8 protein-coding genes are annotated in these 7,809 nt (G+C 59.2%); 4 read left to right on the forward strand and 4 right to left on the reverse strand.

Going from position 1 to position 7,809, the window contains the following annotated elements; genetic code table 11:
• Both WCO56_27680 and WCO56_27685 read left to right on the forward strand, forming a co-directional pair.
• The coding region (locus tag WCO56_27680; GenBank protein ID MEI7733383.1) for an immunoglobulin domain-containing protein at window positions 1-1,645 on the forward strand (1,645 nt) is incomplete at its 5' end.
• A 174-nt stretch (window positions 1,646-1,819) separates the two neighbouring features.
• Complete coding sequence (locus tag WCO56_27685) at window positions 1,820-1,918, forward strand: DUF433 domain-containing protein (protein ID MEI7733384.1); 99 nt, start codon at window positions 1,820-1,822, stop codon at window positions 1,916-1,918.
• Window positions 1,919-2,134: 216 nt separating this feature from the next.
• Here WCO56_27685 and WCO56_27690 read toward each other — a convergent pair whose 3' ends face one another.
• The 4 genes from WCO56_27690 to WCO56_27705 all read right to left on the reverse strand — a co-directional run bounded on the left by WCO56_27690 (window position 2,135) and on the right by WCO56_27705 (window position 6,977).
• Entirely contained in the window at window positions 2,135-3,322 is a 1,188-nt protein-coding gene (locus tag WCO56_27690) for an RNA-binding domain-containing protein (GenBank protein MEI7733385.1), read from the reverse strand.
• A 57-nt stretch (window positions 3,323-3,379) separates the two neighbouring features.
• A complete protein-coding gene (locus tag WCO56_27695; GenBank protein ID MEI7733386.1) occupies window positions 3,380-5,311 on the reverse strand; it encodes a glycoside hydrolase family 97 N-terminal domain-containing protein in 1,932 nt (643 codons plus the stop codon).
• Window positions 5,312-5,398: 87 nt separating this feature from the next.
• Window positions 5,399-5,788, reverse strand: a complete 390-nt coding sequence (locus WCO56_27700; protein MEI7733387.1) for a hypothetical protein — start codon at window positions 5,786-5,788, stop codon at window positions 5,399-5,401.
• Window positions 5,789-5,843: 55 nt separating this feature from the next.
• Window positions 5,844-6,977, reverse strand: a complete 1,134-nt coding sequence (locus WCO56_27705; protein ID MEI7733388.1) for an aldo/keto reductase — start codon at window positions 6,975-6,977, stop codon at window positions 5,844-5,846.
• Window positions 6,978-7,156: 179 nt separating this feature from the next.
• On the opposite strand from WCO56_27705, the gene rplU reads away from it, so the two are divergent.
• Entirely contained in the window at window positions 7,157-7,468 is a 312-nt protein-coding gene (rplU, locus tag WCO56_27710) for a 50S ribosomal protein L21 (protein ID MEI7733389.1), read from the forward strand.
• A 13-nt stretch (window positions 7,469-7,481) separates the two neighbouring features.
• The gene (gene rpmA, locus WCO56_27715; protein MEI7733390.1) at window positions 7,482-7,748 is read left to right on the forward strand and encodes a 50S ribosomal protein L27; all 267 of its coding nucleotides are present in this window, start codon (window positions 7,482-7,484) and stop codon (window positions 7,746-7,748) included.
• Window positions 7,749-7,809: the final 61 nt, after the last annotated feature.

A 7,809-nucleotide genomic window follows, 5' to 3' on the forward strand; every position in this document is an offset into this window, starting at 1 on the left:
GGCCATCAGCGCGCCGGTGTATGTGACGGTGACGGATAGCAAGCAACCGGCGTTTGTGACGGACTTGATGCCGGGCACAAACAGTTTGGGAACGGGTTCGGACATCACCCTCGCGGTGAGCATGGCTCCCAACTGCCATAGTCCAGTGTTCACCTGGTTCTTCAATGCCACCAATGTATTGGTGCAGGACAATGCCAACACCCTGGTATTGACCAACCTGCAGATGACCCATTCGGGCAAATACTTGGTGATGGTGACCAATATTAATGGAGCGACCAACAGTGCGGAAGTGACCTTGGTGGTGACCAATTATATTATTCCACCGTTTAATTTAAACATTTCCCCCGCGCCAACGAATACCGTTGAAGTGGGTAATACGGTCGGCTTCCTGGCTGCTGCTTCGGGCACATCGCCGGATTATCGCTGGTACCTGAACTCGAACTTTGCCACCGTTGTATTCAGCGGGGCGGCCTTCACCAGCCCGGTGGCACAATGCGTGAACAACGGCGATTACTACAATGTCACGGCCAGCAATGAGAACGGCGTGGCCATCAGCGCGCCGGTGTATGTGACGGTGACGGATAGCAAGCAACCGGCGTTTCTAACCGACCTGGTCCAGGCCACAAATACTTTGGGTGCGGGTTCGGACATCACCCTCGCGGTGAGTATGGCTCCCAACTGCCAAAATCCGGCCTTCACTTGGTATTTCAACACCAATATCCCGATCACCAATGGCTATGTGGCAGTGCAAAATGGAACCAACGCATTCTTAACGCTGACCAACTTGCAAGTGGGCGATTCGGGCAAGTACCTGGTGTTGGCAACCAATATCAATGGCACAACCAATAGTATGGAAGTAACCTTGGTGGTGACCAACCGCTTGCCGTTGGGCCTGGTAATCACCCCGGCACCGACCAATACGGTGGATGTCGGCTACAAGGTGAAATTCACCGCCACGACAACTGGCGGCACTCTGCCAATAGATTTCTATTGGTTCAAACGGACCTTGCGGGTGGGCTCGGGTATCAACTACACGAGTTTGGTGGCGGTGGCATGCGTCAACGAAGGTGATGCGTATCAGGTGGTGGCAAGCAATATCGTTGGTCTGGCGACCAGTGCCGTGGCCTACATCGAAGTGCGGGATACCAACACCCCGGCGTTTAGTCCGGCGCTGGTGGCAACGAATGTGACGCTTCTGAAGGGAACCAACTTCAATATGGCAGTGGGGATGGCAAGAAGCTGCATTCTGGCAACGTATCGTTGGTACTTGCACGCGACGAACCTATTGCCGACGCAAACCTCGCTGGGGCTGAACCTGACGAACCTGAAGCAGAGTGATTCGGGCATCTACACACTGGTCGTTTCAAACCAGAACGGGTTGTCCCCGATTGGGACAGCGGCGGTGGTGACGGTGACGTACTTGGTGGAGAACCCGGTGATGACCGTGGCTGGCGAGAAGTTCGCGCTGTCGGTGCTGGCGGAAGCAGGCCAGGCGTACTGGCTGGAAGCGCGGGACAGCCTGACGGAGGGTGTGTGGTTGTTTATTCGCGGGGTGACGAATGTGACCGGGCCACAATCGTTGGAGGACGAAGCGGCGAGAGGTTCGCATAAGTTCTACCGGATTGGCAGCGCGCCGGCACCATAACAGACCGGACATTAGTCCACATCCACTAGAAAACCTTTCAAGGGATTTTCACACCCGTTCAGCATGCATCACTGCATCGTCTGCGATGGATCAGGAGGGGAATGGACCTGAGTACCGGAAAGTCGAGTTAAGGGGACGCTTGTTGTCGTTCCGAAAAGGTTGTAGGGTGTGGCCATGAGTAATCGCACGATCATCGTGGTTGCCCCCGAGATTTTGAGCGGCACACCGGTTTTTGCCGGTACACGCGTGTCCGCCCGAACGTTGATTGATTAGCTGGAAGGCGGCGATTCCCTCGGCGATTTCCTCGAAGATTTCCCCACGGTCTCCCGCGACCAAGCCATCGCCTTCCTCGAAGAAGCCAGCGAACGGATGCTGGTGGTTGCCTGCCCAGCACCCGCGCTTCAGCGGTCTTTGGCAGTGCCGAAAACATTCGGATGACACGCATGGCAAATCCCTTCGTGCGCGGATTCAAATCTGGTGCATCATCCTTCATAATTTAGCCTTTAGCCTTACCGTAAAGCTGTGGGCATCGAACTGGTATTCGGCCGGCGGGTTGCCGTTGAGTTCGAGGGCTTTGGTGGTGCGGGCGATGCCCTGGCCGAAGCGGTTGGTGTAGCCGAGGACGCGGGTGGCCTCGGCGAGGATGGGATTGCGGTAGCCGGTGGTGCGCGGAAATGTTTCCGCGGTGGCATCGCCATAGAGGCCGCCGGGGTTGTTGATGGTGAGGTGGTCCGGGAAGCAGCAGAAACGGATGGGGGCGGTGGACTGGTAGTTGCGGTGGATGACGGCATTGAGCAGGAGTTCGCGGAGGGCGACGCGGGGATAGTCGTGGATCATGGTTTCGACGAAGCGGCCGTCCACGGCCACCGGACGCTGGCGGAGATTGGCATCCACGATCAAGTCGAGGGTCTGGAGCAGGGTGCGGAGGTCGCCGAGGGCGCGTTTTTCATCGAGGACCTCGCTGGCGAGGTCGGGGCCGGCATAGCGGACGAACTGCACATAGGCCCCGGGGAGGTAGTGCATGGGTCGGTCGGCGAGGACGATGATGCCGGCATGGGTGGGGCAATCCTGGCGGAGATCGAAGAAGCGGAGGCTGGCGAGCTGCTGTTTGAGCGGGCGGCCGTTTTCGGCGATGACTTCCTCGGAGACGGCATGGCGGAGGTAGGTGAGGCGGAAGCGGTCCTCCGAGAGGTCGGCGAGTGCGCTGTCGAGGCACGGGAGCGCATCGAAGGTGAGGGCGTGGGAGATGCGGCGTTCGGTGAGGATGCGTTCCTCCTGCTCGGTGGCGGTGGCCCGGCGTGGCCCGACGCGGAGATAGACGCGGCCTTTGTAGCGGACGGGGGGGAGGTCGGCCGGGAGGACTTCGACCACGGCCACGTCACCCGCTGGCAGCGAAAAACGAGAGACGGTGAGGGCGGGCATGGGCTGGATATTGCCATCGGAACGTAGGGAGCCAAGAGTCTGGAGGAGGTCGTCGGTGACCTTTAATCCCGAGGGCTGCCCGTCATCTTTGACGCCAATGAGCAGATAGCCGGGCTGACGGTGCGCGGGAAAATCATTGGCAAAGGCGCAGACGGTCTGGGCGAACTTGTCGGTGTTGGAGGTGGCGGTGGTGCGCTCGACGCGGTCGGATTCCAAGTCGGCGAGCAGGGAGAGAAGTTCGGCTTCAGTGATCATAATTTTGCAGAGAGTTCAAGCAACGCTTTGAGGTCGTAGTTTGCCTAAATATTTGTTTTACTGCGGCACGATACGCACGGCCTGACCGCCGTTGGCGGGGAGGTCGGCTTTGAGGATCGTCGTGGCGTCCACGGTGAGGGTTTCGATCTTGACGGCCTTGGAGTCCGGGTTGGCCGGGTCCTGATCCGAGTAGGTGGTGGCGGTGAATTTCCTGCCGGGCGCCAGGAAGGTCAGCGGAATCTCCACCAGCTTGCGGCCCGCCGGGTGGATGGTGCCCAGGTACCATTCCTGCCCTTTGCGGCGCGCGACGGAGGCGCACCGGCCAATCTCGCCGCAGACGACACGGGTTTCATCCCAGGTGGTCGGCAGGGTTTGCCAGTAGTCGAGTTCCTTTTCCCCCTTGTACATGGCCGGGCGGTCGTACCAGTACAGGAATTGCCACGGGCTGAAGAAGATGGTGGAGAGGGCGAGCTGATGGGCGTGGGTGGGCTTGAGCCGGCCACTGTACCAGCAGTAGGTGTAATCGCCGGGCCCCGTGAGGAACCGCGTGAAGGGCAGCGTGGCGTTATGCACGGGGGTGGGGAATGCCTCGTTGCCCAGGATGCCCTCGACGGTCATGAGGTTGGGATAGGTGCGCTGGTAGCCGGTATTGCGGAATTCATCGTGGATATCCACCATGAGCTGGTGCTCCGCCGCCCTGCGGATCGCCAGGTGCAGCCAACTGGTCCATGGCTGGCTGCCGACGTTGACGAAGCCGTACTTGACGCCCTTGACGCCCCATTGCTGGTAGAGCGGCAGGATTTCATCCAACTGCTTCTCCAACGCGAGGTGGTTGACGTAGAGGATGACGCCGATGCCCTTGGCGTTCGCGTAGTTGATCACCTCGCGGAGGTTCAGCGAGGTGGGGTCGGGATTGCGCTTGGGGTCCAGGTGGACATCCCGGGCGTCGCTCTTGGCATCATACTCGAAGCCGTACCAGCCGGCATCGTATTCGATGTATTGCAGACCGCGCTGCAAGGCAAAATCCACGCAGGCCTTGCCGCCGACGGTGGTGAGGGTGGCCTCGCGGATGACTTTGCCGGGTTTGATCCACGAGGTATCCGTCAGGGCGCAGGGATCGTTCAGATTCAGGATGAGGTAATTCTGCTCCAGCAATTGCCCCGGACTCTTGGCCAGCATGACGACGCGCCAGGGCGAGGTGAAGGGGGCGGTGCCGGTGACTTTGCCGTACTTGCCGCGCTCGGCGTCGAGGAACGCCTCCATGGCATGGGGCTGATTCGTGACCGGGCGGAGTTTCATGCGGGCGTACTCCACCAGGCGGGCCTCGGTGATGGCGGCATACAGATCATCGGCCACCCGCACCGTCAGCGGGCGCTCCACGCCGGGCCGCACCTGGCTCAGCGGCACCTCGCCCAGCCCGGGCGTTGGCTTTTTGCCGGGCGCGACATCCGCCGCGTTGTAATTCCCCTGCGCGGAGTACACCGCCCATGCGGTGTGGTCGCCCGTGAAGGCAAAGCTGGTGTTCTCCACCGCGATGGTGAAGTCCTTCAGCCCCGGTTGCGCGGGCAACGTATAGGCAAAGGCCACGCCCTCGTCGTACGCGCGAAAAGTCAGCCGCAAAAGGCGCTTGGGGGCCTGGGTTTCCTGGAGGTCCACCACCAATTGGCTATAATGATCGCGAATCGTCTCGCGCTCGGCGCAAACCGGCTTCCAGGTCGTATCCTGCTGCGTGCGGGTTTCGTTCAGGAGGGTGAAGCCATTGGTGAGCGGCCCGGACTCCAGCTCCAACCCGAGGCGGGAATCGGCGAGCACGGTCTTGCCTTGAAAGGAAACGCTGTACACCGGGCAGGCTTTGGCCCCGCCAAGATCCTTGAGGGCAAAGGTCAGGACAGCGCGGCCATCCGGCGATTTCACTTCGAGGGCGGAGGTTTGATTGAGGAAGCCACCGCAGAGGATTGCGGCGAGCAGAAGTCGGTTAGGTTGATTCATAAAAACAAAAAAGGCGTGGAGACACTCCACGCGCAGCACACGTGCCACAAAGCGCGAGCAAATTGATGCTCGCGCCAAACGGAACGGTCAGGGATTTGCCTTCGGACGGCTGACGCGGATACGGAGCTTTTCCAACTCCACCTGCACGGCATGATTGCGGGCTGACTCCTCATGGATTTTGGCCGGCTGAGTGCCGCCCAGTTCCAGCGCGGCAGTCACCACTTCCCAACCGGATTCACGGCGATGAATCTCAAACCCGTGTTCCAGGAGTTTACCGCCTTTTTTCTGGGTGCGAGCCACCGGGACAAACACCCATTCATCATGCTCAAGCCGCTGCAACGCTTCCATCTTGCCGTGCGGGATATTGACCGTTTGCGCATGGTCATCCACCGCTTGTACCCATGGCTGATCGCCCATGACCTGGCGCGTATCGTTCAATAAGGTCCGTAGCTGCTCAGTATTAATGATCTTGTGCATGGCGGCATCTTAAGCTTGCCCCCCCCGGTGTCGTCAACGGGATTTTCTTTGAATTTTATTTTTGCTCGGTCAGTTGCGCCGCCGGGTCAATATTCCAGCGTTGGGCCACGGCCAGCAATTCCGGGGTGAGGCCCCAGCGGTCCGGCAACGGTTCGCCCTGATGTTCCGGGTTGCCGCCTTTCAGCGCCATGCAACCCTGATTATCGCCAAGGCGCTCAATGAACTCGCTTTCCGCCGCGATCAAGCGGGTCTGGGGCAGGGTGGCCAGCTCTTCCACTTTTTGCTCAATGGGTTTGGCGTCGGTGGAAATTTCCTGAATGAGCGTCGGGATGACGCTCTGCACGGCCGGCTGCCCCAGGTTCCATACGCACGCCAATTGCAACAGGGATAATTTATTTTTTTGCGCCACCGCCCGCATCCGGTCAATCTTCCGGTTGCCTTCCTCCACCCAGCCGGCGGGGCGGAACGTGCGGTGATCCTGCTTGCCAAACAGGTGGCCGGGCTTGACATCGTCGTGGAACAAACCGCCATAATCCACCACGCGGGTGATGATTTTCACGCCCTGCTTTTCCGCCGCCGCCAGGCAGAGTTTGCCCGGCCACGGTTCCAAGGGGTTCAGGATGACCATGGCCCAACTCACCAACCCGGCAAACCGTTCAAAGTTCAGGATAATATCCAGCGTGAATCCATTGGCCGGTCCGGGGGCAATGCCCACGCGATCGGTTAATTTGGCGTCCATCAGTTTTTCCATGCCCTTCCAGACCGTGTCACTGGCATACCCGGTGGCGTCTGGATTATGCAGCAGCAGGCAGTCGAATTTGGCAGCCTGGCAGCGCGCCAGCGATTTCTCCGCAGCCATGCGCAAGTAGCTGGCGTAGTCCGCCGGCTTTCGCAAGGTGAGGTCGGTGAACCGGGGATAGCCTTTTGCCCCTTCCCGCTGACCGGTGTAGAAGTCATGGCCGATCGCGCCCACCAGGCAGTAACTGTCACGCGGCAGGCCAGCCAGGGCGCGCCCCAGCATTTCATCCGCCTGGCCGAGCCCATAGACATCCGCCGTCATAAACGTGCGAATGCCGCGCGTGTACGCCAGCCGGATGACTTCGATAAACCGATCGTCGGACAGCGCCTCGCCAAAGTGCATAAAGCGCCCGCCACTCCAGGTCCCATAAGCAGTCTGTGTCAAATCCATAAAATATCGGCCAACATAGCACAAAAATTGACGCCGGGAAGGAAATGGGGTACATTTGTTTGCGGTCGCCAGGTTCCATCGAAAAACCGGGGCTCAAAAAAAACAAAAATGCGTTGTTGACAGGCGCAGTGCTTTTTGGTGTTATCACCGTCCCTTTGCATAAGGGACACATTTATTTTATGTACGCCGTACTAGAAACAGGCAGCAAGCAATATCGGGTCGCTCTCGGCGACACGCTCAAAGTGGAGCGTTTGGACGTCGAGGCGGGCAAACCAGTGACTTTTGACCGGGTCCTGCTCGTGAATAAAGAAGGCCAAGTGACCGTGGGCACCCCCACCGTCGCCAACGCCACTATTTTGGCTGATGTCGTCAGCCATATTCGTGACGAGAAGAAGCTCACGTTCAAGATGAAGCGCCGCAAGGGTTATCACAAATCCATCGGGCATCGTCAGGAGCTGACGGTCGTCAAGATTAACACCATTAACGCATAATTTATCCAGACTTATGGCACATAAGAAAGGTCAAGGCAGCGTACGCAACGGACGTGATAGCGTCAGCAAGCGTCTCGGCGTCAAAGAGTACGGTGGCGAATTAGTCACCGCTGGCAGCATTCTCGTGCGGCAGCGCGGCACCAAATTTTCCGCCGGCGCCAATGTGGGCACCGGTCGTGATTGGACCCTGTACGCCCTCGTGGATGGCCACGTGAAATTTGACAAGAACGGGGAGCGCATCAACGTGGTGGCTTTGGCCGCCGCGCCCGCGACGAATTAACCCCCTATTTAGTGCTTATCCGCAAATAAAAGTTGCCTTTTTCGCCGTGCTCTGTCAATTT

Source organism: Verrucomicrobiota bacterium, assembly GCA_037139415.1.
In the GTDB taxonomy this organism is placed as follows: Bacteria; Verrucomicrobiota; Verrucomicrobiia; order Limisphaerales; family Fontisphaeraceae; genus JBAXGN01.